Raw genomic sequence first — 25,479 nt, 5'->3', positions numbered from 1 at the left:
GTTTTCCGGGAACGACATCCAGGTCTCCACGATTCATGTGCTTCTGGTACTCGAACCCCGCGCGGGTCAATTTTGCCTTGGCCGGACGCTCTCCACTCTTCGACAGGGCATCCAGGCATGACGCAAGGCCCAGAGGGTCGGCCTCGGCAAACGGGCTCGCGACGTAGGCATGGTGGTTGTCCGCCGGTTCCAGCCCCAGCGGGTCCGGGCTGATGTACCGGGCTGCTTCCGGGTCGTAGTAGCGGAAGTAGTTGTAGTTCAGGCCCGTTTCAGGGTCGGCGTACTGGCCGGGGAAGCGGAGTGGGCAGTCCGTGGACGTGGTGTCCGTGGCGGCCGGGAAGTGCGTGCCCCACAGGCTGGTGCGGCGTTGCCAGACGATTTTCCCGTCGGGTGTGACCAGTTCGGCCGGTGTACCGAGGCTGTCCGTGACGACGGCGTGGAAACGGGTACTGAAGTCGGTGGCGGCGTCCTGGGCCAGTTCGGCCAGCAGCGCCGCGCCCTGTGCCCGGGGCAGCGGCTTGTGGTCGGTCTGGGTGAGGGGGCGGTGGGTGCCGGGGGCGTAGTCCCAGGTGGTGACCTGGCCGTCGGACATCGTCCGTTCGGCCAGCCGTATGCCGTCCCAGGTGAATTCCGTGCGGTCGGCGGTGGAGCCGTCCTCTGTCAGCCGGTGCTTGGATATTCGACGGCCGAGCGGGTCGTACGCGTACGCCCAGCGGTCGCCGTCCGGTGTCACCGCCTCGGTCAGACGGTCCTCCGCGTTCCAGGCATAAGTCCACTGCTGCTGTTGCCCGTTGAGGAGCTTGCGGGTCTTGCGGGTCAACCGGCCCTGGGCGTCGTGTTCGTAGGCAGTGCGACCGGCGCTTCGGATGAGGTTCCGGCGAACTCGCGATCCCCGGTGCTTTCGTGGGCGGGGGCGGAGGCGTGGATGAGGTTGCCCGCCGTGTCGTAGGCGTACGTCTCCGTCCAGCCGTGGGCCCGGACCCCGGTGACGCGGCCGGTGCTGTCGAGGTCGAACCGGCGGGTGCCCGAGGTGAGTTCACGGATCTCGGTGAGGTAGCCGTCCTCGCGGTAGGCGTAGGTGCGGTGCTGGAGCAGACGGTCGGCCTCGTTCACGCGACCCGAGACGGTCTGCTCGGTGAGGCGGTTGGCTGCGTCCCAGTGCTGGGTGAGCGAGACGCTGGCGCCGAGCCGGCGCTCCGTCTCACGGCCCGCCGCGTCATAGGTGAAGGCCAGCGCGCCGGCGTCGGTGCCGAGCCGGGTGGGCCGGCCTGCCGGATCGTAGGTCCAGTGCGAGTCCAGCCCGGAGGGGGTGGTTCGCTGTGTGACCCGGCCGAGGACGTCATGGGTGTAGGCGGTGGTGCGGCCGTTGACAGTTTCCGTGAGCGTACGGCCCAGTGCATCCCGCTCGATGGCGACCTCCGCATCCGCGTTGGCCGTGTGGATCACATCGCCCGATGTGCCATACGTGTAGGTGGTGGTGTCGCCCGCGTCCGTGCGCTGCTCGACGACGCGGCCGAGCTCGTCCCTGCTGAAGTGGAGTGTTTCGCCGGCGCCGTTCGTGCGGGAGATCAGGCCCCCCGCCGCGTCGTGGGTGTAGGTCAGTGCCCGGCCGTTGAAGTCGGTCTCGGCGGCCAGCCGCCCTGCCTCGTCGTACGTGTACGACCAGGTCAGTCCTTGCGGGTTGGTGACCGCGGTCAGCCGGAGTTCGGTGTCGTAGCCGAAGGCGTACGTCGTACCGTCCGGGCCCGTACGGGTGGAGGGGACATCGAAGTGTGTGGCGGTGTGACGGGTGGTGTTGCCCGCCCGGTCGGTGTGGGTGAGCGGGTTGCCCTCACCGTCCCAGGTCCAGGATTCGCGTGTGCCGTCCTGGTACGCGCGCCACGTCGGCTTGCCTTCGGTGGTCCAGCCCGTCCGGGTGGTCCGGCCGAGCGGGTCGACGACTTCGACGACGCGGCCGAAGGTGTCGCGCCGCGCGGACGTGGTGTGTCCGAGCTCATCGGTGACCGCCACTGGCAGGCCTGCCGGGTTGGACGTGACCCCGCGCGTGTGGCCCAGGGCGTCGGTGACGGTGGACAGGCGGCCCGACCCGTCGTATGCGCAGTGCGTTTCGGCGCCGAGAGGATCGGTCGTGGTGAGCAGGTTGCCCCGCTCGTCATAGGTGTGCTGCCACGTCGAACCGCCGGGTTCGATGACCGTGACCGGCTGGCCCAGTGTGTTGTACGTGGCGCGGGCCTCGGACCGGTCCGGCAGGGTCACCGCTGTGAGATTGCCGGTCTCGTCGTACGTGTAGCGCGTCGTGCGACCCAGCGGATCGGTGACCGAGAGGGGCTTGTCGCCCCTGTCGGTCCACTGTGTGCGGGTGGCGTGCCCGAGCGGATCGGTCTCCTCCACGACCATGCCCGCAGAGTTGTACCGGTGCGTGGAGCACCGGCCGAGGGAGTCGGTGTACGTGGTGGTGCACGTCTCGTCGTCGTAGCGGAGGCTGCCGGACAGGAAGCCGTCGCTGCCCTCGGTTCGCTCGACGCGCCCGGTGGCGTCGTAGAAATAGGCGAACGAGGTGCCGTTGCGGTCGGTCCAGGAGGTGACCCGTCCCTCGGCGTCGTACGTGAAGACCAGCGGTTCGCCGCTGGAGTTGACGACCTCGGTGAGGTTGCCCGCCGCGTCGTAGCCGTATCGCATCACGACCGAGCCGCCGCCTGCTCCGTCGGGCTGCACCGGCTCGTACGGCGAAGGTGCCTGGTCGAGCAGGCGCAGGGCGGTGATCCGCGGCCCCTCGGTGTCGACGGCGAGGTAGTAGCCGCCGGAGTGGCGCAGCGCGGTGGGGATGCCGTCAGCTGTGCGCTCGACGTCGATCTGGGCGCCGTTGCGGTCGTGCCAGCTTTCCAGCGGGAGGTGGAAGACGCCGTTGGTTCCCGAGGAGAGCGGCGTGCTGAAGGTGCGCACGACTCCGGAGTCGGGATCGGTGATCGTCATGACACCGTCGGGCTTGCCATCCCATTCGAGCGGCCAGCGGGCGCCCTTGACTGGCAGTACGGGCCCGCCCGGCCGTGGAACGGGGTAGACCAGACGCATGCCGTCGGCCGCGGCGAACACCACGCCCTCGCCGTCGATCTGGAGGCACTCGTCCAGGGTGGAGGCCCAGGTGGGGCCGAAGCACACACCACCGCGGTACGAGGACAGATGGGTGCGCTCGAAGACCAGCGGGAGCCCTGCCGGGAGCGTCAGGTCGGTCTGCGTCATCAGCATGGCGCCGGTCGCCACGTCGATCGGCTCGCCCACGCACGGGGTGGTCTTGCACGTCCGGGCCGCCGGCCCGATCTCCACCAGGTCGGGGCGGAGCGTGGGGGGCCGCAGCATCAGCGGCACGCCGTCGGTCCTGAAGAACAGGTTTCCCTCTATGCCGGCTTTCGCCACACCGGCGGCGCCACCGAACATCCCGCCGTAGATCATGCCGTCCTTGGCGGCGGCATTGATCTCGTCCAGGCTGAAACCCTGCTGCATGCCGGTGGCGATCTTCAGGGGCTGGGCGACCGCGAGGTCGATGGTCACCGACTCCATGCTCCCGAAGACCGCCGCGACCAAGGCCCCGGCGGCTATCTCGGCGACGGTCGTGGAGACGGCGACGCCCACGGTGACACCGAACTCGATCAGCGCCTCGGTGGCCAGCGCGGCAGCACCCGCAGCCAGCCCCGCCGTGAAGAAGGCCAGCGCGATGCCGCCTACGATGACCGCGGCATCTATCCCTATCTGTGTCCACAGCCTGCTGATGGCGTCATCGATGGCGTCGGCGAACTTGTCCAGCGCCTCCGCCATCTTCCGCGCCGACTTCGAGAGGTCACTGAGCCAGCCCGCGTCGCCGTCCTTGGCGTAGCGTTCCCAGAACACCTCGAACACGTCGATGGCCGCACCCGTGTTGTTGGTGATCAGCGAGGAGGCCGCGTTGTTGACCGGAGTGCGGACATCGTCAACCGAGTCCGCGAAGGTCCGCCACGCGTCGGCGACGTGGCGCAACGAACCGGAGTTGGCATCCGGCCACCACAAGCCCATCTTGAGGAGGATGTCCTTGGCCTCGTCCTCAATGCTCACTTGGCGCCCTCGTCGTGGCCTTCGCCGGCCGCGGGCTTCGCCTTCTTGAACATTCCGGAGATCAGCTCGTCATGGTCCACGTGCCCGTCCGCCATGTCGGCCAGGGCTTCGTGAATGCTGACCAGACCGAGAACGAGGATGCCCGCCGCCCGCTCGACGGCCTTCTGTTGGAGGCTGTAGGCATCGCCGAACTTCTTGCCCTGCTCGTCATCGCCCCACGGCGCGCCCAGCCCGTCGAGGGTGGTGACCAGCGTCGTGAGCGCCGTGCTCAGATTCTTGCCCTGCGTGTGGAAGACCGGCGCCGTCGCCTTGATGTCCGCCGTCTTGATGTCCAGGACCTTGCCGCTGTCCTTGCCGTCACCCATGCGTGTTGCCCCCCGTACCTAGCCAAGGCTCCAAACCCTAGCGTTGATTGTTCACGAGCCCTTGTCGCTCGCGGTGGGGGCTCCGGATCGTCGTGAAGCACGGATGGTCCCGGAAATGTTCACGACAACAGGGCCGTCGGCGGTTCCACCGGCGCCACGCCGCTGTCAGGCGTCCCCTCGGCCCGCCACCCCGCCCGCCGCACCCGCCAGCGCGGCCAGCACCGGGGCGATCAGCGGATGCGCCTCCGCACCACGGCGTACCGCCGCGAACACCCGGCGCGTCGGGGCGGTGCCGTGCACCGGGCGGACCACCACGCCGGTCAGGGTCATGCCGCGCAGCGCGGATCTGGGGACCAGGGCCACTCCGGCCTCTGCGCCGGCCAGGGCGACGACCGCGTGGAAGTCGTCCGAGGAGTGTTCGAGGCCCGGCTCGAAGCCCGCGTACTGGCAGGCCAGGACCACCACGTCGTGGCACGGGTTGCCCGGGTAGGGGCCGATCCAGGTGTCCTTCGCCAGGTCGGCGATCGCCACCTGCTCCCGGTCCGCCAGCCGGTGCCGCACCGGGAGCACCGCGTCGAAGGGTTCCGAGTACAGCGGCACCCGAGTCAGCCGGCGGTCGTCCTCACCCGGCGCGCCCCGGTACTCGACGGCGACGGCCACATCGGCCTGGCGGTCGAGGACCATCGGGACGCTCGCGTCGCCCTCCGCGTCCTGGACGCGGACCCGGATGCCGGGCGCGGACTCGCTGAGGGCGGCGATCGCGGGGGCGAGGACCAGGCCGATGCCGGTGGCGAACGCGGCGACCGTGACCGTCCCGGCGTCGCCCGCGCCGTAGGCGGCGAGCTCCGCCTCGGCCCGCTCCAGCTGGGCCAGCACCGCGTTGGTGTGGGTCAGCAGGATCTCCCCGGCCGAGGTGAGCCTGGCGCCCCTGGCGTTGCGCTCGACCAGCCGGTGCCCGGTCTCCTGCTCCAGCGCGGCCAGCTGCTGGGAGACCGCGGAGGGGGTCAGGTAGAGCGCGGCGGCCGCCGCGGTCACCGTGCGGTGGTCCGCCACCGCACGCAGAATGCGCAGCCGCCGTGCATCGATCATGCGACCTATTGTCCCAGGTCGCGGGGGCATCCGGGACGCCCCCGCGAACGCTCGGGAACTACTCCCCCAGGGCCGCCCGCGCGTCGACGAACGCGTCGACCGCGCGGTTCACGTCCGCCGTGGAGTGCGCGGCGGACAGCTGGACGCGGATACGGGCCGCGCCCTGCGGGACGACCGGGTACGAGAACCCGATCACGTACACACCGCGCTCCAGGAGAAGCTCCGCCATCCGGCCTGCCTTCGCCGCGTCCCCGATCATCACGGGGGCGATGGCGTGGTCGCCGGGCAGGACGTCGAAGCCTTCCTCGGTCATCCGGGTACGGAAGAGCGCGGTGTTGGCGTTGAGCTGCTCGCGCAGGTCGCCGGCGGACTCCAGCAGGTCGATGACCTTCAGGGAGGCGGCCGCGATGACCGGGGCGAGCGAGTTGGAGAAGAGGTACGGGCGCGAGCGCTGGCGCAGCAGTGCGACGATCTCGGCGCGGGCGGCCACGTAACCGCCGGAGGCGCCGCCGAGGGCCTTGCCGAGGGTGCCGGTGATGATGTCGACGCGGTCCATCACGTCGTGCAGCTCGGGCGTGCCGCGCCCGCCGGGGCCGACGAAGCCGACGGCGTGGGAGTCGTCGACCATGACCATGGCGTCGTAGCGCTCGGCCAGGTCGCAGATCTCGCGCAGCGGTGCGACGTAGCCGTCCATGGAGAAGACGCCGTCGGTGACGACGAGGCGGCGCCGGGCGCCGGAGGCCTCCTTGAGCTGCTGCTCCAGGTCGGCCATGTCGCGGTTGGCGTAGCGGAAGCGCTTGGCCTTGCAGAGCCGGATGCCGTCGATGATCGAGGCGTGGTTGAGGGCGTCGGAGATGACCGCGTCCTCCGGGCCGAGGACCGTCTCGAAGACGCCGCCGTTGGCATCGAAGCAGGAGGAGTAGAGGATCGTGTCCTCCTGGCCCAGGAAGGAGGAGAGCCGCTGCTCCAGCTCCTTGTGGACCTCCTGGGTGCCGCAGATGAAGCGGACCGAGGCCATGCCGTAGCCCCAGCGGTCCAGCGCCTGGTGGGCGGCGGCGATCACGTCGGGGTGGTCGGCGAGGCCCAGGTAGTTGTTGGCGCAGAAGTTGAGCACCTCGCCGGGGCGGCCTCCGGCGGTGACGGCGACGGTCGCGGACTGCGGGGTGCCGATCACGCGCTCGGGCTTGTGCAGCCCGGCGGCCTCGATCTCTTCGAGGGTGGTGCGCATGTCGTCGCGTACGGAGTCGAACATGAGGGGTGTCTCCCGGCTCGGTAGCTGGATACGGGGGTGGTCAGCTGGATACGGGTGGTCAGACGGTCCAGTCGAGGATGACCTTGCCGCCGAGTCCGCTCGCGGCGTCGTCGAAGGCCGCCTCGAAGTCGCGGTAGCCGTAGCGGCCGGTGATCACGGGGGCGAGGTCGAGGCCGCCCTCCAGCAGGACGGACATGGCGTACCAGGTCTCGTACATCTCGCGCCCGTAGATGCCCTTGACGGTGATCATGGAGGTGACGATCCGGGACCAGTCGACGGCGAAATCCTCGGAGGGCAGTCCGAGCATCGCGATGCGGCCGCCGTGCGTCATGTTCGCGATCATCTCGCGCATCGCCTCGGGGCGGCCGGACATCTCCAGGCCGATGTCGAAGCCCTCGCGCAGTCCCAGATCCCGCTGGCCGTCCGCGATGGTCTGCTGACCGACATTGAGGGCGAGGCTGACGCCGACCTTGCGGGCGAGCTCCAGGCGGGCCTCGCTGACGTCGGTGATGACGACGTTGCGGGCACCGGCGTGCTTGGCGACGGCCGCGGCCATGATGCCGATCGGGCCCGCGCCGGTGATCAGGACGTCCTCGCCGACGAGCGGGAACGACAGCGCGGTGTGCACGGCGTTGCCGAACGGGTCGAAGATCGCCGCGACGTCGAGGTCGACCGGGACCCGGTGCACCCACACGTTGGACGCGGGCAGCGCGACGTACTCCGCGAAGGCCCCGTCGCGTCCGACGCCGAGCCCGACGGTGGAGCGGCAGAGGTGGCGGCGGCCGGCCAGGCAGTTGCGGCACTTGCCGCAGACGAGGTGACCCTCGCCGCTGACCAGGTCGCCCACCGCGATGTCGACGACGTCCGCGCCGATCGCGGCGACCTCTCCGACGAACTCGTGGCCGAGGACGAGCGGCGTCTGCACGGCCTGCTGGGCCCAGCCGTCGTAGTTGCGGATGTGCAGGTCGGTACCGCAGATGCCGGTACGGAGGACCTTGATGAGCACGTCCGAGGGGCCGGTCTCCGGCTCGGGAACGTCCATCAGCCAGAGTCCCGGCTCGGCCTTCTGCTTCACGAGTGCCTTCACGGCTGCGGCTCCCTGTACCTGGTACGGCGTTGAGCTCCCCGGGCAGGGGGCATGCCTGAGGAAGCCTGCGGCCCGGGGAGGAATGAGGGGACGGCGTGGCAGCGCGCTACGACCGGCTGCCGCGCACCATCCTGCGCCGTCCCGGAGAAATCTGCCGTACCGCGCGCCCCAGGTCCATCGAGGATTTCTTAAGCGCGGCCGCAGCTCCGCTTCACACCCCGGCCGCACCGGCGGGGCGGCCTGCTCCATCCGGGGGATCGCGCGGCGCCGCCCCGGGCCCGGTCACGCCTTCAGGAGGAAATCCCTGATGCAGGCCGCGAGCTTCGACGGCTGGTCCTCCGGGATCAGGGTGTAGCTGTCCTCGATCTCCACCAGTTCGCCCTTGGGCAGCAGCTCGGCCAGCCGACGGCCGTGCTCCGGCGGCATCACCCGGTCCTGCGCCGCCCAGGCGACCAGGGCCGGGCGGTCGAAGGTGCGCAGCGCTTCCGCCCAGCCGAGCAGCTCGGCCCTCGGCGGCACGCCCAGGACGTACTTCCGCAGGTCCCGGCGGATCTCCTTCGAGGTCCACAGCGGGCGGAACCAGCCGTCCATCACCTCGTCCGGCACCGGCCTCCTGGTCATCCGGCCCCAGGTCATCGGCAGCCGCCGCATCGGCTTCAGCCGGAGCAGCGCGAACGCCGCCCGCAGGCCGCCCGGCATCCTGGCGGAGGCGTACAGGTTCTTGCCGGGCAGGCCGGGAGGGAAGTTGTCGAAGGCCTCGCAGGAGGTGATGACGAGCTTCCCGATCCGCTCGTCCCGGCCGTCCGCCACCAGCGCCAACGCCCCGCCCCAGTCGTTCATCACCAGGGTGACGTCGGTGAGGTCGAGCGCCTCCAGGAACTCGGCGACCAGCCGTGCGACGCCCAGGACCGACAGGTCCGCGTCGGGGCGCATCGGACGGCGGTGGCCGCCGAGCGGCAGCGTCGGGACGACGCAGCGGTGACCGGCCCGCAGGTCCTCGACCACGTGGCGCCAGAGCGTGCCGTCCATGGCGACGCCGTGCAGCAGGACCACCACCGGTCCGTCGCCACCGGTGTCCTCGTACTCCACGACTCCGGCGGACAGCTCCAACACGCTTGTGGAAAGCTCCGGTTCGGTCATCTGACACACCTTTCACGTTTCACGGGACAGCTGCGCACGGTCACCGTACCGATCCGTACACGCCGAGGAAGCGGGCCCGTCCGTCGTCGATCCGGTAGAGGAAGATGCCCTCCTTGCGGGGGACCAGGTGGCTGCTGTCGAAGGCCAGGCGTCTGGTGATGCCCCGGTACTCGGTGCGGAAGACGCGCTGGGCGATTCCACCGCGCAGGGCGTCGGTGGCGCTGGTGGTGGCGGCGGCCCGTGCGATCAGGCCCACCGCGTCGTAGGCCTCGGCGGCCCAGGTGGCGGGCGGCGAGCCGAACCTCTTGCGGTGCGCGGCGGTGAAGGCCTTGGCGGCGGGCAGCGCCGTGGGGTCGGTGTACGCCTCCGCGAAGATCCAGCCCTCGGCGGCCCTGCCCGCGTCCCGGAGGAAGGCGGGTGCCAGCACGGGGCCGGTGGACAGGACGACGCCGGTGAATCCGGCGGCCGCGAGGTCGGTGGCGCAGCGGGCGCCCCGGGCGGGGGATGTGCCCGCGTAGACCACCGCTCCGGCGCCGGCGGTGATCGCGGCACGGGCGGCCGGCGCGAAGCTGTCGGTGTCCGCCGCGGCGGTGTGTGTGGTGACGGTGATGCGGCCCGTCCGCAGGTCCCGGAGCGGGTGGGCGATCTCCCAGCTGCCCTGCGGGTCCTCCCGGTCCTCGATGACCACGGCTTTCTTCACGTGTTGGACGTTCGCCAGGTGGTCGATCAGCCCGGAGACGAGCGAGGAGTCGTACGGGCGCAGTACGCACTGGTACCTGGCGTCCACCGAGTCGGGGGGCGTGTGCCCGGCGGCGACGACGACCTGGAGGAGGCGGGCCTTCTCGTAGCGGCTGACCACGTCCGCGGCGGCGACGTCGGCCGTGGGGCCGATCACGGCGAGCACCGCGGGGTCGGCCGCCAGCCGGTCCGCCACGGCGAGGGCGCGGGTGGCGTCCCCAGCGTCGTCCTCGACGCGCAGACCGAGGCGGAAGGCCTTGTCCGTGCGGGAGTTGTGGTCGTCGACGGCGAGCCGGACGCCTCTTTCGTGGGCGAGGCCGACGGCCCTGCCCGGCCCTGTGCTGTCCGTGTGCAGTCCGATCGTGTACGTGGGGAGCGTGCGGGACGCCGCTCCGGTACCGCTGCCGCCGCCCCGGGCGGCCAGCCAGGCGGTGGTGGTGCCGGTGAGCAGGACCGCGCCGGCGGCTCCGGCGGTGAGGACGCGCCGGCGGGTCGGGCGGGCCGGGTCCGGCGCCGGCTCCCGCGCGAAGGGCAGAGGTTCCGGGTCGGGCAGGGCGAGGGCGGCGGCGGCGCGTTCGGCGGCGACGGCGGCGAGACCGGGCACCTCCCAGCCGGTGCCGTCGCCCCCGAGCAGCCGCTCGGCCTCCGCCACCGTCGGGCGGTCCGCCGGGTCCTTGGCCAGGCAGGCCGTCACCACCGGCAGCAGCGCGGACGGCAGGCCCGCCAGGTCCGCTTCGCCGTGGACGGTCCTGAAGAGGACCCCGGCCGCCTCACCGTGGCCGAACGGCCGCTGCCCCGTCGCCGCGTACACCAGGACGCACCCCAGCGAGAACACGTCGCAGGCCGGTCCGACCGGCCCCGCCGAGGCCTGTTCGGGCGCCAGGTAGCCGGGCGTGCCGATCACCGATCCGGTCGCGGTGAGTGCGGTGGCGCCCTCGTGGCGGGCGATGCCGAAGTCGATGAGGCGGGGCCCGTCGAGGGCGAGGAGCACGTTGCCCGGTTTGACGTCGCGGTGCAGGAGGCCTGCCTCATGGACCGCGGCGAGAGCGCCGGCGAGGCGGGCGCCGAGTGCCTGGACCGTCGCCACCGGCAGGGGGCCCCGGTCCTGGACGGCCTCGCCCAGCGAGGGTCCTGGCACGAACGCGGTGGCCAGCCAGGGTTCGCGGGCCTCGGTGTCGGCTCCGGTGACCGGGACCACCCATGGGCCGGTGATCCGGGCGGCGGCCTCGGCCTCCCGGCGGAAGCGGGCGCGGAATCCGGGGTCGGCGGCGTGTTCGGCGCGGATCACCTTCACGGCGGCGAGCGCCCCGCCCGCCGAACGGGCCAGGTAGACCACGCCCATGCCGCCCGCGCCGAGCCGGACCAGGGTGCGGTACTCACCGATGGTGCGCGGGTCGTCCGAGGTGAGGGGGCGCATGACGGTCAGGCCTTCTCGCCCTTCGGCGCGGCGCCGAGGTGGACGAAGCGCCCGCCGCGCACCCCGTAGAGAAAGGCGTCCGCCCCCTTGAGCCGGTGCAGTTCGTCGAAGGCGTACGTCCGGGAGACGCCCTTGTACGAGGACGCCGCGATCTTCGCGACGAGCGCGGTCCGGGTCGGCCGGACGGGCTTGGGGCCGCCGCCGGCGAGTGCGGTGACGGCTGCGGTCACGAGCCCGGCCGCGTCGTAGGCCTCGGCGGCCCAGTAGGCGGGGGCGGAGCCGTACTCCGAGCGGTGGGCCGCGGCGAACTTCTCGGCGCCCGGGGCCGTGGCGTCGGTGTAGGGCGCGGTGAACTCCCAGCCCTCGGCGGCCTGTCCGGCGTCCTCGATGAAGCGCGCCTCCATGGCGGTGTGCATGGCCATCCTGGGCCCTTTGAAGGTGGTGCCGCCGAGCGCGCGTGCGGTGCGGGCGGCGCCGGCCGCGTCGCCCGCGTAGAAGAAGGCGTCGCTGTCGTGCCGGAGCATGTCCTCGATGACCGGGCCCAGGTCCTTGGTCCCGGCGGGGACCACGCGCGGGTAGGTGGTGCCGGTGGTGATCACGCTCGTCTGCATGTTGGTGAGATAGCCGACCTGGTAGGCGGACTGACCGCCCACCCGGTCGAGCAGCACCCCGAGCCGTTCGACGTCCGGCCGGAGCACCAGCCGCCGGATGACGGGCGCGCAGAGCACGCCGTCGGACGGGGCCGCCTGGAAGAACGACTTCCTGGAGGCGGCCTGGTAGGACAGTTGCAGCGAGGAGACCGTGACGACCGGCAGCATCGCCTCGTCGTAGGTGGTGAGGACGGCTTCGGTGGTGTCGTCACCGGTGGGGCCCACCACGGCGAGCACGTCGCGGTCGCGGGTGAACTGTGCGGCCGCCCGGACCGCGCGGGCGGGGTCGCCGCCGTCGTCGAGTGCCTTGACGGTCAGGGTGAAGGGCTTGTCGGCGCGGGAGTTGAACTGCTTGACGGCCAGCCGCACCCCGCGCTCTTGGGCCCGTCCGGCGGAGCTGCGCGGTCCGGACAGGTCCGCCTGTACGCCGATGATCCAGGCCCGTTCACCGGGCTCGGCCGCTGCGGGGCCGGGGTCGTCGCGCAGCCATTCCCGCAGGGCGAATCCGCCGCCCGCCGCGATCACCACGCCGGCGCCCGCGAGCAGCAGTCTCCGCCGGCCGGGGCGGGCTCCGGGCTGCGGCGTCCCCGGTTCGGCGACGGTGGGTTCGATGCCGGGCAGGTCGAGCATGGCGGCGGACCGGGCGGCGATCAGAGCCACGACGTCGTCCGGCAGCCAGTCGATGGAGCCGTTCGGCGCGTCCTCGGGGATCCGGGCGTCGAGTTCGGCCGGCGTGGGCCGTTCGCCCGGCTCCTTGGCCAGCAGTGCGCCGAGCAGCGAGCGGAGTTCGGGGTCCTCGATCCCTTCGAGGTCGGGTTCGTCGTGCACGGTCCGGTAGAGCAGCGCCTCGACGGCTCCGCTGCCGAACGGTGGCCGTCCGGTCGCGGCGTACGCCAGGAGGCAGCCGAGCGAGAAGACGTCGCTCGCGGGCCCGGCGGCAGTGCCGCCTCCGGAGGCCTGTTCCGGCGAGAGGAATCCGGGGGTGCCGACCACGAGGTCGGCGGCGGTGAGCGCGGTGGCGTCGGTGGCCCGCGCGATCCCGAAGTCGATCAGTCGCGGACCGTCGACCGTGAGCAGTACGTTGCCCGGCTTGACGTCCCGGTGGACGAGCCCAGCCGCGTGCACGGCGGTCAGGGCGCGGGAGAGCAGCCTGCCGAGCACCCGGACGCTGCGGGCGGGCAGTGGCCCGCACCGTGCGACGGCCTCCGACAGTGCGGGCCCCGGCACGAACGCCGTGGCGAGCCAGGGGCGTTCGCCCTCCGTCTCGGCGCCGGTGACCGCGACCGCCCAGGGGGTCTCGACCCGGCGCGCGGCCTCTACCTCGCGGCGGAACCGGGCCCGGAAGTCCTCGCTCCCGGCGAACTCCGGGAGGATCACCTTGATCGCGGCCAGGGCTCCGCCGTCCGTGCGGCCGAGGTAGACGACACCCATGCCGCCGGCGCCGAGCCGCCCGAGCAGCCGGTGTCCGCCGATCGTCGAGGGGTCTGCGGGACGCAGTCGTTCCATCACGCTCTCCGCTCTCTCAACCCTGCTTCTCGACTGCTGACTTGAGCCGCAGCAGCATGGTGGCCTGGGCCACGTTCGTCAGTTCGTCGAGCTCGTCGCCGGTCCGCCCCTTCGCCCCTTTTCCGGTCACCGCCACGGTGAACTGGAGGGACTGTGCCTGCTGCCAGACGTAGGGGAAGGGGCCGCCGAGCGTGGAGCTCTGGTATTGCCCGATCTCGGTCAGCGCGTCCGCGGAGTTCACCTGGCCGCCCTTGCCCTGCGGCAGTGTGGCGGCGACCAGCGACCCGATCAGTTCACCCTTCTGCAACTGCTGCGTGGGGCAGCGCATCGTCTCCTCCACCGATTCCGCCATCTCCCACTGCGCGTCCTCTCGGCTGCGGTGCACGGTGACGACGGCCGAGAGCCGTACCGGCCCCTTGCCGTCGGCGGCGGGAACCTCGAAGGAGCGGCTGCGGGTGGCCAGGACACTGGCCATCGGCTTCTGCTGCTGCCAGACGCAGTCGGTGCCGAGTACCGGCCAGGTGGCGGGATCGCTCTCGTACGGGGTCCGCCTGGTCACATCGGGCCCGAAGCTGGCGGGGTCCGCGATGATCCGGCCGATGAAGTCGAGCGCCTCGCTGCGGGACGTGGGCAGCCTGGCCGGGTCCGCCTCGATGTCGCCGGTGTCCTCGATGCCCGAGGTGGTGTCCGGGGCCGGTTCGGAGGGGGCGCCGCCGGTCGCCCGGGTGCTCTTGCCCTCCCCGCCCGGACTCCCGCCGCCGCTGGAGCACGCCATCAGCACCAGTGGAGCCAGCGCCAGCACTCCGTATCTGCGTATCGGCCCGCCGTACGCCACGATCAGCCACCCCGTCTCCCCGAAGACCACCCCGATCCTATGATCGCGGGCCCGTGCGGGGCAGCGGTACTCGAAACTGTTGCCCCATCAAGACGTGTTCGTAGCAGCTCACTTACCGGTCCGCACCGCGCAGCCGCGACGGGGAGAACGTCCGGTCCGCCGATCGGGTTGACGCCCCGGGACCGGTCTCCGGGCCGCTACCCGAACAGCCCCGTCCGGATGGCCCGCCCCGGGGGCCTGCGGTCCACTGGGGCCGACGGCCCACTCCTGCGGCCGCGCGCCGCCCCGTGCGGGCGGCCGGATGACCGAGGGAGCCCCCCGATGATGCGCCACACCAGGACGGCCGCAGTGCTGGCCTCCGTGACCCTACTGGCCGCCGCGGCAGCCGGATGTTCCGACAGCGGATCGGGCGACCGGAGCTCGGCCGGTACGGACACGGGCAGCGTGAACAGCGGCCGCCCGGTCGACGTGCCCGCCCTCGCCTCCGCGTCCCCCAGCGCGTCCAAGCCCCCCGCGACTGTCTCCCTCAAGAGGGGCACGTACGGCAAGTCGCTGGTGAACGAGAAGAAGATGACGCTCTACGTGTTCGGCAAGGACACCAGGAACAAGTCCATGTGCGAAGGGGCCTGCGCCAAGGCATGGCCGCCGTTGCTCGACGAGAAGACGCCGACCGGCGGCACCGGGGTCATTTCGAAGCTGCTGAGGACGACGACCCGCAGCGACGGCAAGAAGCAGGTGACCTACAACGGGCACCCGCTGTACCTCTTCGACCAGGACAAGAAGGCCGGCGACGCGAGGGGCCAGGGCGTCGACGCGTTCGGCGCCAAGTGGTACGTCATCAACGCCAAGGGCAAGAAGATCACCACCACCACCCCTACAGCCTCCGCCTCCGCCACGCCGACGAGCAGCGGTAGCAGCAGTGGCACCGGCAACGGGTACTGAGCCCCGCCGGTCCGGCCCACGCACCCCCGGAGACGCCATGCCGTTCTCGTTCCGTACCGGCCGGACGCGGTTCGCCGTGGCCGCCGCCGCCATCGCCCTCTCGTCGACGGCTCTCGCGGGCTGCTCGGACAGTGACGGCGGAGGCGGCGGAGACTCGTCGGCCCCCGCCACGCCTCCCTCACTGATCCCGCCCACGACGTCACAACCCTCGGCGTCCGCTTCGTCCCGGCCGCCCGCCGGCGGGACGACGGTGAGCATCAAGGACTTCAAGTTCCGGCCCGCCGACCCGACCGTCGCACCCGGCGCCACGGTCACGGTGACCAACGACGACACGACCACGCACACGATGACGGCGACCAAGGGCAAGGCCTTCGACACCGGCGACATCGCGCCGGGCAAGTCGGCCACCTTCACCGCCCCGTCGAAGGCCGGCGCGTACCCGTACGACTGCACGATCCACCCCTTCATGACGGGGACCCTCACCGTCAAGTGAGCCCCGGACGCCGTCCGACGGCCACCGGCGCGAATGGAGCCGCAATGTCCGCAGAACTCCCCGTCACGCCGGACGACCCCGCACGCGGGGGTGGCGACGGCCGCCTTCTGCGCGGTACGGCCCGAGTGCTCGCGGCGGCCGGTCTCGCCGTGGACGCCTATGTGCACGCGCACCTGGCCGGGCGGTACGACGCCGTCATGGCCGACATCAGCCAGGGCACGCTGTTCCGGATCGAGGCGGGCATGGCGGCACTGGCCGCGCTGCTCGTCCTGGTCTGGCGCCGGTGGCCGGCCGACCTGTTCGCCTGGTCGGTCGCGACCGGCGGACTGGCTCTCCTGCTGATCTACCGGTACGCGGACATCGGCGCCTGGGGCCCGTTCCCGGACATGTACGAACCGGTCTGGTTCACCGAGAAGCGGGTCAGCGTCGTGGCCCAGGCGGTCGCGATGGTCGCCACGGTGTACCTGCTGCTCTTCCGGCCGAGGCGCCGGACCCGCGTCGACCGTCCGCACTGAGCATCCCTTGGCGCTCCCCCGGCGCGCACCGCCCGCCCCGGATCTCAGACGTCCGACGAGACCGTGATGAGGGCCGGGCCGGAGAGCCCCGTCACCGCCCGGACCGAGTCCGCGAACACCTCCGTGGCCCAGGCGGCCACGTCCGTCGACCACTCGCGCGCCTCGCAGCGGAAGGCGAGCGCCCGCCGCAGCCCCTCGGCCTGCACCACTCCGGCGAGGGGCGGCGCCAGTCCCGGGGTCTTCGCGGCGGCGGGCTTGAGGGGCTCGACCGCCAGGTGCCCGTAGGTGCGGTCGAGCGCCGCGTCGCGGATCCCGGCGGCCCGCGCGCCGAGATCCGCCGAGGGCGGGGCGGACACGGTGACCGTCAGTGAGGCCGCGCCCGACGGGTCCGCGAGGGCGAACCAGTCGGCCACCTCGGCGAGTTCGACCCGGGCGTCCCCGGCGCGGTGCAGCGGCACAAGGGCGTGCGCGCCGGTGAGACGTACGGTGCCGACGCGGCGCAGCGCGTCCGACAGGACCGTGATGACGGGCAGCACCGGGAGGCGGCGGGCACGCTGCCGCTTCCCCGGAGTGTTCAGGGGCCGGGGAAGCGAGGACTGGAGCCAGGCCAGCTGACGGACCTGTCCGTCCTGCGTCCAGTCGCCGTCGGCGTCGTTGTGGTCCCAGAGGTTGTCGGCGGCGGGCTTGTCCGTGAGGACGGTGGAGCTCCAGGCGTAGGCGGACGCCCGCTTCACGGCGAGGCTGAAGACATCCTCTTCGAGGTCGAACTCAGCGCTCACCCGGTCGATCCAGGGATGCCGGTCCAGTACCCCGTGCAGTCCCACGATGAGGGTGGCGCCCGGACCGGTGCTGCTCATGGCCGTACTCCTGGACCGGGCGGGAGAGGCAGGCCTCAGGACTTGTCCCGGGGCCAGGGCCGCCCGTCGAGGCGTTCGATGTCGCGGTTGAGGCGGGCGAGGTTGTCCGCGAGCTGGGCGGCCTCCTCGGGCGTCCAGTCGGCCAGCAGCCTCCCGAGGCCGTCCAGGTTCTCCGACCGGTCCTGGTCCAGGCGGTGCGTGCCCTCGTCCGTGATGACGAACTTCCGGGCGATGCCGCCCTCCGGGTCGGGGATGCGCTCGACGACACCGGCGCGCAGCATGGCGGCGGTCTGCCGGTTCAGCGTGGAGGCGTCGAGGCCGAAGGCGTCGCGCAGGTCGCCGATGGACATCGGGCCCTCGACCTGGATGCGGCTGAGGAGGATATAGGCACTACGGTCCAGCCTGCCCCCGCCCCGGGAGGCGAGCAGGTTCATATGGCGGCCGAGCAGCATGGTCTCGAACTCGATCCGGTCCACAGGCATGTCCACGCGAGGCTTCCTCCGACTGCGAGTGCGGGCCCGCCTCCCTGCCGGGAAGGCCACCTCTCTGTACAGATATACCACGGATTGTATGCATGCTGCATTTAATGTGCATGACACACTATCAATGCACGATACACATCGACCGCATGGCGGATCCCGCCCACACGGCCGGGCCCGCGGCCCGGCCGTAGACTCGCCGGATGGCGAAGTATTTCGATGTACATCCCGAAAACCCCCAGCCCCGCACCATCAACGGCGTGGCCGAAAGCATTCGCTCGGGCGCGCTCGTCGCGTATCCGACGGACTCCTGTTACGCCCTGGGGTGCCAGCTCGGCAGCCGCGACGGCATCTCCCGCATCCGCTCGATCCGCCACCTCGACGACCGCCATCACTTCACGCTCATGTGTCAGAACTTCGCCCAGCTCGGGCAGTTCGTGCAGATCGACAACGACGTGTTCCGAACAATCAAGGCGGCGACCCCCGGCCAGTACACCTTCATCCTTCCGGCGACGAAGGAGGTGCCGCGCCAGCTGCTGCACCCGAAGAAGAAGACCGTCGGCGTCCGCATCCCCGACCACGCCGTCGTCCAGGCCCTGCTGGAAGAGCTCGGCGAGCCGCTGCTCTCCAGCACCCTGCTCCTGCCGGACGAGCCGGAGCCGATGACCCAGGGCTGGGAGATCAAGGAGCGCCTCGACCACGAGGTGGACATCGTGATCGACTCCGGCGACTGCGGCACCGAGCCGACGACCGTCATCGACTTCTCCAGCGGCGAGCTGGAGATCGTGCGCCGGGGAGCGGGCGACACCTCCCGCTTCGAGTAACCGGGCGGGAGCGGCGGCCGGGTTCAGTACGCCAGGTCCAGTTCCACAGCGACCGTCTTGCCCGGTAGGCGCTCCAGCACCGCCCACCGGTCCGCCAGCGCCTCGACGAGCACCAGCCCGTACCCGCCGCCCGACCCGGGCGGCGGCTTCACGACCTCCCCGGGGCCTGGCGGGCGGCGCTCGCCCCGGGTGTCGGACACCTCGATCCTGAGCCTGCCGAGCGTCCCCGGGCATCCGGCGGTCATGCCGAGCAGCAGCTCGAAGTCCCTTCCCGGTACGCGGCCGTGGGTCACCGCGTTGGCCGCCAGTTCGGCCACCAGGAGCGCGGCGGTGCAGGAGACGTCCGAGCGGTACGGGATGCCCCAGACATGCAGCCGGTGAACGGCGAGCCTGCGGGCGAGTCGCGCCCCTCGGGGCGTGGAGCTGAACCGCTGCACGAACAGCCTCTCGGTGCGCGGCCGGTGGGGGGTGACGGGTGCTTCCATGCGGGTCAGCCTGGTGCGGCGGGGGCACCGGCAACCAGTTACGGAACCCGTACGCTCGGTCAGCGTACGGGTACGGAGCGTGGACAGTATGCGTAACGATGCGTGACCATGGGCGGGTTGCGGTTCGGGGACAGCACGCGAAAGGTGGCCGCGCATGACGGACGAGCCCGAGTACTCGGAGAGCCTCAAGTCGTTCGGGGAAGTGCTCAAGGTCCTGCGCAAACGGGCCGGGCTGACGCAGGAGCAGTTCGCCCCGATGGTGCGGTACTCGGTGCCGATGGTCGCCTCGATCGAGCAGGGCCGCCGGTTTCCGCCGCCGCTCTTCGTGGAGCGGGCCGAGTCCGTGCTCGACGGCCTGGGGGTGCTGAAGGCGGCGGCGAAGCATCTGTCGCGGCGGCCGGGGCTGGCGAACTGGTTCCGCCAGTGGGCGCAGCTGGAGCAGGAGGCGATCGCCCTCTATACGTACGAATGCCGTTTGGTTCCGGGCTTGTTGCAGACCGAGGCGTACGCCCGGACGCTGTTCACCGAGAAGTTGCCGCCTGTGGGCGACGAGCAGATCGAGACGCAACTGGCAGCCCGGCTGGAGCGCCAAGAACTGTTACAACGGCCCAACACCGCCTACAGCTTCATCCTGGAGGAGCATCTGCTGCTGCGCGGGCTCGGCGGCAAGGACGTCACCGCCGAGCTGATCGACCACCTGCTGGAGCTCGCCTCACTGCGGAACATCGAGATTCAGATCATGCCGGTGAAGCGGGAGCGGCACGCGGGGCTGGACGGTCCAATGCGGCTTCTGGAGACGCCGGAGAACCACTGGTTCGGTTACTGCGAGGGCCAGGAGAGCGGCCAGTTGATCTCCGATCCCAAAGTGGTGAGCACGCTCCAAATGCGATATGCCAGGATGCGTTCGCAGGCTCTCTCTCCGGAGGACTCCTTGAGCCTGCTGCGGCAGATGCGAGGAGCGCTATGAGCAGCACCACCGAACTGGCCTGGTTCAAGAGCAGCTACAGCGGCGGCGACGGCGACAGCTGCGTCGAGGCCGCCCTGTCCTGGCACAAGTCCAGCTACAGCGGCAGCTCCGGCGACGACTGCGTGGAGGTCGCCACCTGTCCCACCACCGTCCACATCCGCGACTCCAAGGTGCACGAGGGCCCGCAGCTCGCCCTCGCCCCCGCCGCCTGGACCCGGTTCGTCAGCTACGCCGTTCAGGGCTGAGCGTCCGCCCGCCACTTCTCGAACTCCCACGCGGGATAGCTGGTACCGAGGTACGGCAGGTGCTCGTCCCAGTCGGCGGCGGTGAGAGCCGCCGCCGGCCGGACCGGGATGTCTCCCCCGGCATCGACGTCAAAGCCCCAGGAGAAGCCGGTCAGGGGTATCACGCACCGTTGTTCACGGTCCAGCGGTGTGTACGCCAGGAAGCTGTGCGCCAGCCAGGCCATGGGCCGGCGTTCGGCCCGTGACGGAGCGTCGAACAGCGTGGGGCTGTAGCCGAAGAAGCAGTACGGCGAGGGCGCGTCCTCGAACAGGATGAACGGGTCCATGTCGAAGTCGGCGCCGCCGGACGCGTTGTCCGTCGAGCGGACGAACTGGACCCAGCCGAACATGGCACGGTACCCCCTGCCCGGGTAGGCCGGGACCGCCGTACAGCACGGAAACCCTTTGCTGGCCGGGTGCTTGCCGATCGTGCGCGGATCATCGACCTGTTCCACGGTGACGGCCACACTCCCGGCGTCACCGTCGTGGGTGAAGGGAAGAATCATTCCGCCACCCTGGCGAGGGCACGCCGACGGGCACAAGGCCGCCACGCCCGCCCCCCGCCCCGGCTTCTCGCCGCAAGGGCGCGCGGGTACTTGATAGCGTCGCCCCGACGACTGCGGAACTCTCCCCACCGGGGTCGTCGCTCTGCCGGGTCGGCGCTGCCACCACGGGACGGCGGGTGCGGGTGGCAGGGGACAATTCATGGCAGGGACGAAGAGAGCCGACGCATGAGCCTCGCGCAGTTGCACTACACCTCCGCAACGGCCGGGGACGGACCCGAGAGCGGCGAGGACGCGGAGATACCCGCCCGTTTCAGCGCGGTTGACGCGGCGATACCCGCGTCGGTGCTGACCGAGGCCGGTCCGCTCCTGGCGTACGAGCCGCCGGCCGGCACCGCGCGCCACGTCACCGAGAACGCGCTGCGCGCACTGCCCGAATCATTCAGCTTCAGTGTGCTGTCCGACGGCAGCCATCTGCTGGCCCGGACCGTGCCGGTGCGCACCGCGCAGCTGTCCTCGCTGCGCTTCCACGCCCACGCGGTCCACCTCCCCGCCGGTACCCCGATGCCGGGCGGCGTGCTCCCGATCACCGCCTGCCGCTCCGCCCGCTGGGCCGCCGCGACCCCGGACCGGATACCGGCGGTCGATCCGGTCACCGCGCTCTCCGCCGCGACGGGCCGCGCCGCCGACCGTGAGGGGCTCAACGACTTCGCCGTCTCCCGGGGCCCCTGGCTCGCGGGCGTGCTGGCCGATCTGCGTCGGCTGGGCGAGTCGACCGAGTCCCCGAGGGTCGTCCTCGTCGAGCGGCAGAGCGCGGACGTGGCGCGGTGGATGGCCCTGGCCGCCGCCGTCCTGCCGCCGGAGAGCACCGAGCGGCTGACCTTCACCACATACACCCGCCACCCGCAGCGCGCCCCGCAACGCGTCATCGGCGTGCTCCCGCAGGACGCCCACGAGCTGTCAGGGCCCGGTTTCCGGGTGCACACCTGCACCGGTCCCCGCCCGGAGGCGACCGTGGACGACGCCTGGGCCGAGACCGCGGCCCGGATCTGGCGGAGCCGTACGCCGGAGCTGTTCCGGGAGGCGGCCGAGCTGCCCGGCGAGCCGTTCGCCGCCGGACCGGTCGCGGTGACCGCCCTGTGCGCAGGCATCGCGCTGGGGCCGGGCGAGCGCGCCGCCGCCGCCGGCTGGGCCGCCGAGCGCCCCTACGCGCTGGACGCGAAGCGCACCAGGCAGCTCGTCGACGCCCTGACCTCTGCGGGCGTCGACGACCGCACCGGGGCCGAGTTCGACGCGGCGGGACGGCTGTTCGCCGCGCTGGACGGCCGCTCCCCCGCGACGGCCACGGCCCCGCTGGCCGCGATGCTGGTGACGGAGGCGGTACGCGGCGGGAACGGCTCCGTCGAGCTGCCCGGCCGCACGGCCTTCAGCGGACCGGAGGGCACGGCCGTCGCCGGGGTGCTCGGCCCGGAGATCGTCACCGAGCTGAGCGGCACGGGGACCGGTCTTGACGTGGCCCGCACCGTACAGCTGCTGCGGGTGGCCCGGCTGCTCGACGTGGACTGCGCGGACCTGCTGCCCGGCGTCGTACGACGGCTGGCGCCCGCCCTGCTCGCGGACGTGCGGGACACGCCGGGCTGGGCGCCCGCGCTGCTGGAGCTGATGGACGAGCAGTTCGACGTGCGCACGGCGCTGCTCGGCGCGCTGGACCGGATCGCGCCGCAGGACCCCGCCGGGGCGGAGCACCTGCTGGGCCGGGTGGCGCTGCCGTTCACCGGTACGCAGCTGCTGCCGCACCTGCGGATGTGCGCGGAGGCGCCCGAGGCGAAGGCGGGCTGCGGCGACGACCGGGTGGGGGCGGTGCAGCGGGTGCTGCGGGCCGCCGGGATGTCGCCGTTCGCGGAGCCGCTGGTGCTGCGCACTGCGGTGGGCCTGGTGTGGGAGGAGGACGCCCCGACGGTGGGCGAGGCCCGGCTGCTCCTGGAGACCGCGACCTCGGACGCCCACCGGACCGCCGGCACCTGGTCGCACCTGGTCGCCGCCGCACTGAACGCCCCGGCCGACGACGAGGAGGCGCCCCGGCTCGCCCATGACCTGCTGCGCGGCTTCCCGCAGGAGATCACGGGCCGGGAGCGCGGGGCCCTGCTGCTGCTGGACTTCGCCCGCGAGCTGCGGTCCGGGGAGGCGGAGCCGGAGTGGGCCCAGCGGGTCCGCGCGCTGCGGCCGGGCGCCGAGCCGGTCGAGCCCGGGGTACTGGACCACGCGTTCGGCGCCGTGGCCGGGCGGCTGCTCGCCCCGGACGGGCCGGAGGCCGAGCTGTACGCCCTCGCGCACAGCGCCGACGCGGACCTGATCGCCGCGTACGACCGGGCCGCGCACGGCCCCGACGTCGGGGCCCGGCTGGCGGCCGACCCCGGCTACGCGGCCGGCTGCTTCGCCGTCTGGACGGCCCATCCGCACGCAGGAGCCGAGTGGAGCCGGACCACCGCCGCCCTGCTGGAGGAGGTGCTGCGCCCCGCCGTGCGCGCGCTGCCCGCCGACGGGGTGGCGGCCGTGGAGGAGGCCGTGGGCCGCTCCGGCAGCAGCGGCCGGGCGGAGGCCTTCCGGGACTGGAACCGCCGCAGCCAGGGCACCCTGGGCCGGCTGGGCAGGCGGCTTGCGGGCCGCGTCCGGCGGGGCTGAGGTCCCCCGGGCGCCGTCGGTCCCGGGTGTCGCGGGCGCCTCGCCGCGCCCGGTAACCTGGGGCCTACCGATCTCGTGGGCCACCTGGCGGGCTGCGTGAACCCCCAGGAGGAACAGATGACGACGAACCGTGGGCGCAAGGACGTGATCCGGGACCGGATGGCCGCGACCGGTGAGTCGTACAACGTCGCCGCCCGCAACCTCAAGGCGATGAAGGACATGGGCGCCACCCGTGAGGCCGTCGTCACCCAGCGGTGGCGCCCGGCCGAGTCCCTCGACGTGCCCTGCCCGTGCGGCGGCACCTGCGAGCCCGGCGAGACCTGCGAGCGCTGCCACGCCCGGCACCGGCACGTGGCGCGGTACCCGGGAAGCGCCACCGAGGTGGAGACCTGGGTCGACCGCTACGAGTGCACCGGCTGCCCGGCCTCGTACACGCTGCTCGTCGAGCTGCCCGGGCGGCCCTGGGGTGTGGCGGAGACGGTGATCCAGGGCGGTTCGGCCGAGGAGGTCGTGCGGGCCCGGGTCTTCCCCGGTGTGGTGCACCCGCTGCTGAAGCCGGAGACCGACGAGGCCTGAGCTTCGCACGGGGGGGATCTCTCCGGCCCGGCAGGTTTCCGGGCCGGTCGTGCGTAGGCTTCTGCCCCGGGAGCCGAGGGGCGCGACGCCCCGGACACGACGATCGAAGGGGGGCGCTCGGTGCGTGGAGAGGTGCTCGAAAGCCGCTACCGGCTGGTGGAGATGCTCGGGGCCGGCGGTATGGGGCAGGTGTGGCGGGCCGTCGACTCACGGCTCGACCGTGACGTGGCCGTCAAGGTCATCACCCAGACTCCCCTCACGACGAGCCAGTCGGCCGCGCGGTTCCGCCAGGAGGCACGGGCGACGGCGCGTCTGACCCACCCCCGCATCGTGACCATCCATGACCACGGCGAGGCCGCCGTCGCAGGGCACCAGGTGCTGTTCCTGGTCATGGAGCTGGTCCCCGGCCGCTCCATGGCCTCCTTCACCGCCACGGAGCGGCGGAGCGTCGAGTCGGTGGTGGCCTGGGGGCTGCAGATCTGCGCCGGCCTCGCGGCCGCCCACCGGGCCGGTGTCGTCCACCGGGACATCAAGCCGGCGAACGTCATGGTGTACGGGGACGGCGAACTCGACCTGAAGATCTGCGACTTCGGCATCGCGCGGCTGATCGAGGAGTCCGGGACCGGGCTCACGGGCACCGGTGCGACGATCGGTACACCCGCCTACATGTCACCCGAGCAGGTACGCGGCGACCGGACTCTCGACGGGCGCAGCGACCTCTACTCGCTGGGCTGCCTGCTGTACGAACTCCTCGCGGGCAGACCGCCGTTCGAGGGGGCGGGGTGGTCGGTACTGTCCCAGCACCTCAACGGGACACCGGAACCGGTGCGGAGCCTGCGCCCCGGGGTTCCGGACGCCCTCGACCGGCTGCTCGTCTCGCTGCTGGAGAAGGACCCGGACCATCGGCCCGCCACGGCCGAAGAGGTGTCCGAGCGCCTGCGCGGGGTGCTGGACGGTCCCGGGGGCGTGCCCCCGGGGGTACCGGATCTCGTCGGTGCCGCGACGATCGACGCCCCTCGCACACGCCAGGACGCACCTCGGCCGGTGCCCCCGCCGGAACCGGCGGCAGTGCCCCCGTCGCGGCCGGCCGCCACGCCCACGGAGCCGGACCCCTCCCCCAAGCCCGCCGTCCCGCAGACGATCCCCCGGGCCGGACGGGAGTCGGCCTGGATCGCGCTGCTCGCCACCGCCGCCCTCTGGTCCCAGTTCGCGCTGCTGACCGGCTGGGCCCCGGTCTGGACCCTGTCCCTGTGCGTACCGGCCTTCCTGGTCGCCGTGGCGGCCGCCTTCATCGGGGCGCCCAATGTGGGGGCGGACGACCGGGAGGGGACAGACGTGGGCCTGCTCTTCGTGGCGATGTTCTGCGCCGTGCTCGCCGCCGTGTTTCTGGTTGTCTGGCCCCCGTCGCCATGGTGGACGGCGCTGCTGTCCGCCGTGCTCGGCGCTCCCGCGCTGTACTCGATCGGCCTGGGGGTGCGCAATGCCGTCGAGGCCGTCATCCACAGGGCACCGTGGCAGACCGCCGCCGGCACGACGACCGGTCTGCTCAACGGCGTCGTGCTGACCGGCCTGCTGGCTGCCGGGGGCGACGTGTCCGTACTTCTCTCGATCGCGGCCGGTGCGGGAACGTGGGTGGTCTTCGCCTTCGTGAGCACCCTGCTGATGCCCCGGGGCGGGGCATCAGCAGTGGCGCGGGCGCAGGCCTGA

General features: G+C 72.1%; 21 protein-coding genes and 1 pseudogene. 9 read left to right on the top strand and 13 right to left on the bottom strand.

Features of this window, described 5'->3' with window-relative positions:
- Positions 1 to 115: 115 nt before the first annotated feature.
- The 9 genes and pseudogenes from ACGFU6_RS10635 to ACGFU6_RS10595 all read right to left on the bottom strand — a co-directional run.
- Positions 116 to 4,047: pseudogene (locus ACGFU6_RS10635) on the bottom strand (DUF6531 domain-containing protein); the annotation flags it as partial.
- Between the two features lie 35 nt (positions 4,048 to 4,082).
- Positions 4,083 to 4,451, bottom strand: coding sequence for a hypothetical protein (locus ACGFU6_RS10630; RefSeq protein WP_393609659.1), 369 nt, complete (start codon positions 4,449 to 4,451; stop codon positions 4,083 to 4,085).
- A 165-nt stretch (positions 4,452 to 4,616) separates the two neighbouring features.
- A complete protein-coding gene (locus ACGFU6_RS10625) occupies positions 4,617 to 5,540 on the bottom strand; it encodes a LysR family transcriptional regulator (RefSeq protein ID WP_393609657.1) in 924 nt (307 codons plus the stop codon).
- A 58-nt stretch (positions 5,541 to 5,598) separates the two neighbouring features.
- Entirely contained in the window at positions 5,599 to 6,792 is a 1,194-nt protein-coding gene (locus ACGFU6_RS10620) for a glycine C-acetyltransferase (protein ID WP_393609655.1), read from the bottom strand.
- Positions 6,793 to 6,850: 58 nt separating this feature from the next.
- Positions 6,851 to 7,879: an L-threonine 3-dehydrogenase gene (tdh, locus tag ACGFU6_RS10615; protein ID WP_393609653.1), complete on the bottom strand. Its 1,029-nt coding sequence runs from the start codon at positions 7,877 to 7,879 to the stop codon at positions 6,851 to 6,853.
- Positions 7,880 to 8,161: 282 nt separating this feature from the next.
- Complete coding sequence (locus ACGFU6_RS10610) at positions 8,162 to 9,019, bottom strand: alpha/beta fold hydrolase (RefSeq protein WP_393609651.1); 858 nt, start codon at positions 9,017 to 9,019, stop codon at positions 8,162 to 8,164.
- Positions 9,020 to 9,059: 40 nt separating this feature from the next.
- Positions 9,060 to 11,174, bottom strand: coding sequence for a bifunctional serine/threonine-protein kinase/ABC transporter substrate-binding protein (locus ACGFU6_RS10605; protein ID WP_393609649.1), 2,115 nt, complete (start codon positions 11,172 to 11,174; stop codon positions 9,060 to 9,062).
- Positions 11,175 to 11,179: 5 nt separating this feature from the next.
- On the bottom strand, positions 11,180 to 13,330 hold the full coding sequence (locus ACGFU6_RS10600; RefSeq protein ID WP_393609647.1) for a bifunctional serine/threonine-protein kinase/ABC transporter substrate-binding protein: 2,151 nt from the start codon (positions 13,328 to 13,330) through the stop codon (positions 11,180 to 11,182).
- A 16-nt stretch (positions 13,331 to 13,346) separates the two neighbouring features.
- Positions 13,347 to 14,105 (bottom strand): hypothetical protein, encoded by a 759-nt coding sequence (locus ACGFU6_RS10595; RefSeq protein ID WP_393609750.1) that lies wholly within the window; start codon positions 14,103 to 14,105, stop codon positions 13,347 to 13,349.
- Positions 14,106 to 14,486: 381 nt separating this feature from the next.
- Between ACGFU6_RS10595 and ACGFU6_RS10590 the strand changes: the two genes are divergently transcribed.
- From ACGFU6_RS10590 to ACGFU6_RS10580, 3 genes are read left to right on the top strand one after another with little or no spacing between them, the layout of a single operon-like run.
- A complete protein-coding gene (locus ACGFU6_RS10590) occupies positions 14,487 to 15,107 on the top strand; it encodes a hypothetical protein (RefSeq protein WP_393609645.1) in 621 nt (206 codons plus the stop codon).
- Between the two features lie 37 nt (positions 15,108 to 15,144).
- The gene (locus ACGFU6_RS10585; protein ID WP_393609643.1) at positions 15,145 to 15,600 is read left to right on the top strand and encodes a cupredoxin domain-containing protein; all 456 of its coding nucleotides are present in this window, start codon (positions 15,145 to 15,147) and stop codon (positions 15,598 to 15,600) included.
- Positions 15,601 to 15,644: 44 nt separating this feature from the next.
- The gene (locus tag ACGFU6_RS10580; protein ID WP_393609642.1) at positions 15,645 to 16,115 is read left to right on the top strand and encodes a hypothetical protein; all 471 of its coding nucleotides are present in this window, start codon (positions 15,645 to 15,647) and stop codon (positions 16,113 to 16,115) included.
- Between the two features lie 44 nt (positions 16,116 to 16,159).
- Here ACGFU6_RS10580 and ACGFU6_RS10575 read toward each other — a convergent pair whose 3' ends face one another.
- Both ACGFU6_RS10575 and ACGFU6_RS10570 read right to left on the bottom strand, forming a co-directional pair.
- Entirely contained in the window at positions 16,160 to 16,972 is an 813-nt protein-coding gene (locus ACGFU6_RS10575; RefSeq protein WP_393609640.1) for a hypothetical protein, read from the bottom strand.
- A 35-nt stretch (positions 16,973 to 17,007) separates the two neighbouring features.
- The gene (locus tag ACGFU6_RS10570; RefSeq protein ID WP_123527305.1) at positions 17,008 to 17,460 is read right to left on the bottom strand and encodes a MarR family winged helix-turn-helix transcriptional regulator; all 453 of its coding nucleotides are present in this window, start codon (positions 17,458 to 17,460) and stop codon (positions 17,008 to 17,010) included.
- 194 nt (positions 17,461 to 17,654) lie between these two features.
- Here ACGFU6_RS10570 and ACGFU6_RS10565 point away from each other — a divergent pair, with 194 nt between their 5' ends.
- The gene (locus ACGFU6_RS10565; RefSeq protein WP_393609638.1) at positions 17,655 to 18,275 is read left to right on the top strand and encodes an L-threonylcarbamoyladenylate synthase; all 621 of its coding nucleotides are present in this window, start codon (positions 17,655 to 17,657) and stop codon (positions 18,273 to 18,275) included.
- Positions 18,276 to 18,298: 23 nt separating this feature from the next.
- Here ACGFU6_RS10565 and ACGFU6_RS10560 read toward each other — a convergent pair whose 3' ends face one another.
- On the bottom strand, positions 18,299 to 18,760 hold the full coding sequence (locus tag ACGFU6_RS10560) for an ATP-binding protein (RefSeq protein ID WP_393609637.1): 462 nt from the start codon (positions 18,758 to 18,760) through the stop codon (positions 18,299 to 18,301).
- A gap of 154 nt (positions 18,761 to 18,914) precedes the next feature.
- Here ACGFU6_RS10560 and ACGFU6_RS10555 point away from each other — a divergent pair, with 154 nt between their 5' ends.
- On the top strand, positions 18,915 to 19,727 hold the full coding sequence (locus tag ACGFU6_RS10555) for a Scr1 family TA system antitoxin-like transcriptional regulator (protein ID WP_393609636.1): 813 nt from the start codon (positions 18,915 to 18,917) through the stop codon (positions 19,725 to 19,727).
- Positions 19,724 to 19,972, top strand: a complete 249-nt coding sequence (locus tag ACGFU6_RS10550; RefSeq protein ID WP_393609634.1) for a DUF397 domain-containing protein — start codon at positions 19,724 to 19,726, stop codon at positions 19,970 to 19,972. The genes ACGFU6_RS10555 and ACGFU6_RS10550 overlap by 4 nt, the downstream gene beginning before the upstream one ends.
- On the opposite strand, the gene ACGFU6_RS10545 is transcribed toward ACGFU6_RS10550, so the two are convergent.
- Positions 19,963 to 20,517 carry a hypothetical protein gene (locus ACGFU6_RS10545; RefSeq protein ID WP_393609632.1) on the bottom strand — a complete coding sequence of 185 codons (555 nt, stop codon included), beginning with the start codon at positions 20,515 to 20,517 and terminating at the stop codon, positions 19,963 to 19,965. The genes ACGFU6_RS10550 and ACGFU6_RS10545 overlap by 10 nt on opposite strands.
- A gap of 225 nt (positions 20,518 to 20,742) precedes the next feature.
- Here ACGFU6_RS10545 and ACGFU6_RS10540 point away from each other — a divergent pair, with 225 nt between their 5' ends.
- The 3 genes from ACGFU6_RS10540 to ACGFU6_RS10530 all read left to right on the top strand — a co-directional run bounded on the left by ACGFU6_RS10540 (position 20,743) and on the right by ACGFU6_RS10530 (position 25,479).
- Complete coding sequence (locus tag ACGFU6_RS10540; RefSeq protein ID WP_393609630.1) at positions 20,743 to 23,196, top strand: GTPase-associated protein 1-related protein; 2,454 nt, start codon at positions 20,743 to 20,745, stop codon at positions 23,194 to 23,196.
- 117 nt (positions 23,197 to 23,313) lie between these two features.
- On the top strand, positions 23,314 to 23,772 hold the full coding sequence (locus ACGFU6_RS10535; protein WP_073734899.1) for a hypothetical protein: 459 nt from the start codon (positions 23,314 to 23,316) through the stop codon (positions 23,770 to 23,772).
- A gap of 120 nt (positions 23,773 to 23,892) precedes the next feature.
- Positions 23,893 to 25,479: a serine/threonine-protein kinase gene (locus tag ACGFU6_RS10530; protein ID WP_393609628.1), complete on the top strand. Its 1,587-nt coding sequence runs from the start codon at positions 23,893 to 23,895 to the stop codon at positions 25,477 to 25,479.

The sequence above is a fragment of the Streptomyces sp. NPDC048462 genome (assembly GCF_043200175.1).
GTDB lineage: Bacteria > Actinomycetota > Actinomycetes > Streptomycetales > Streptomycetaceae > Streptomyces.
Note: the sequence above shows the minus strand (reverse complement) of the source record. Positions and strands in the feature narration are given on the sequence as shown.

What these genes read in the sequence shown, in the direction of transcription:
- ACGFU6_RS10550 (WP_393609634.1), top strand. Translation starts at nt 19,724, where the DNA reads ATGAGCAGCACCACCGAACTGGCCTGGTTCAAGAGCAGCTACAGCGGC.
- ACGFU6_RS10630 (WP_393609659.1), bottom strand. Translation starts at nt 4,451, where the DNA reads ATGGGTGACGGCAAGGACAGCGGCAAGGTCCTGGACATCAAGACGGCG.
- ACGFU6_RS10595 (WP_393609750.1), bottom strand. Translation starts at nt 14,105, where the DNA reads ATGGCGTGCTCCAGCGGCGGCGGGAGTCCGGGCGGGGAGGGCAAGAGC.
- ACGFU6_RS10600 (WP_393609647.1), bottom strand. Translation starts at nt 13,330, where the DNA reads ATGGAACGACTGCGTCCCGCAGACCCCTCGACGATCGGCGGACACCGG.
- ACGFU6_RS10620 (WP_393609655.1), bottom strand. Translation starts at nt 6,792, where the DNA reads ATGTTCGACTCCGTACGCGACGACATGCGCACCACCCTCGAAGAGATC.
- ACGFU6_RS10575 (WP_393609640.1), bottom strand. Translation starts at nt 16,972, where the DNA reads ATGAGCAGCACCGGTCCGGGCGCCACCCTCATCGTGGGACTGCACGGG.
- ACGFU6_RS10585 (WP_393609643.1), top strand. Translation starts at nt 15,145, where the DNA reads ATGCCGTTCTCGTTCCGTACCGGCCGGACGCGGTTCGCCGTGGCCGCC.
- ACGFU6_RS10560 (WP_393609637.1), bottom strand. Translation starts at nt 18,760, where the DNA reads ATGGAAGCACCCGTCACCCCCCACCGGCCGCGCACCGAGAGGCTGTTC.
- ACGFU6_RS10545 (WP_393609632.1), bottom strand. Translation starts at nt 20,517, where the DNA reads ATGATTCTTCCCTTCACCCACGACGGTGACGCCGGGAGTGTGGCCGTC.
- ACGFU6_RS10535 (WP_073734899.1), top strand. Translation starts at nt 23,314, where the DNA reads ATGACGACGAACCGTGGGCGCAAGGACGTGATCCGGGACCGGATGGCC.
- ACGFU6_RS10565 (WP_393609638.1), top strand. Translation starts at nt 17,655, where the DNA reads ATGGCGAAGTATTTCGATGTACATCCCGAAAACCCCCAGCCCCGCACC.
- ACGFU6_RS10610 (WP_393609651.1), bottom strand. Translation starts at nt 9,019, where the DNA reads ATGACCGAACCGGAGCTTTCCACAAGCGTGTTGGAGCTGTCCGCCGGA.
- ACGFU6_RS10555 (WP_393609636.1), top strand. Translation starts at nt 18,915, where the DNA reads ATGACGGACGAGCCCGAGTACTCGGAGAGCCTCAAGTCGTTCGGGGAA.
- ACGFU6_RS10625 (WP_393609657.1), bottom strand. Translation starts at nt 5,540, where the DNA reads ATGATCGATGCACGGCGGCTGCGCATTCTGCGTGCGGTGGCGGACCAC.
- ACGFU6_RS10590 (WP_393609645.1), top strand. Translation starts at nt 14,487, where the DNA reads ATGATGCGCCACACCAGGACGGCCGCAGTGCTGGCCTCCGTGACCCTA.
- ACGFU6_RS10580 (WP_393609642.1), top strand. Translation starts at nt 15,645, where the DNA reads ATGTCCGCAGAACTCCCCGTCACGCCGGACGACCCCGCACGCGGGGGT.
- ACGFU6_RS10540 (WP_393609630.1), top strand. Translation starts at nt 20,743, where the DNA reads ATGAGCCTCGCGCAGTTGCACTACACCTCCGCAACGGCCGGGGACGGA.
- ACGFU6_RS10605 (WP_393609649.1), bottom strand. Translation starts at nt 11,174, where the DNA reads ATGCGCCCCCTCACCTCGGACGACCCGCGCACCATCGGTGAGTACCGC.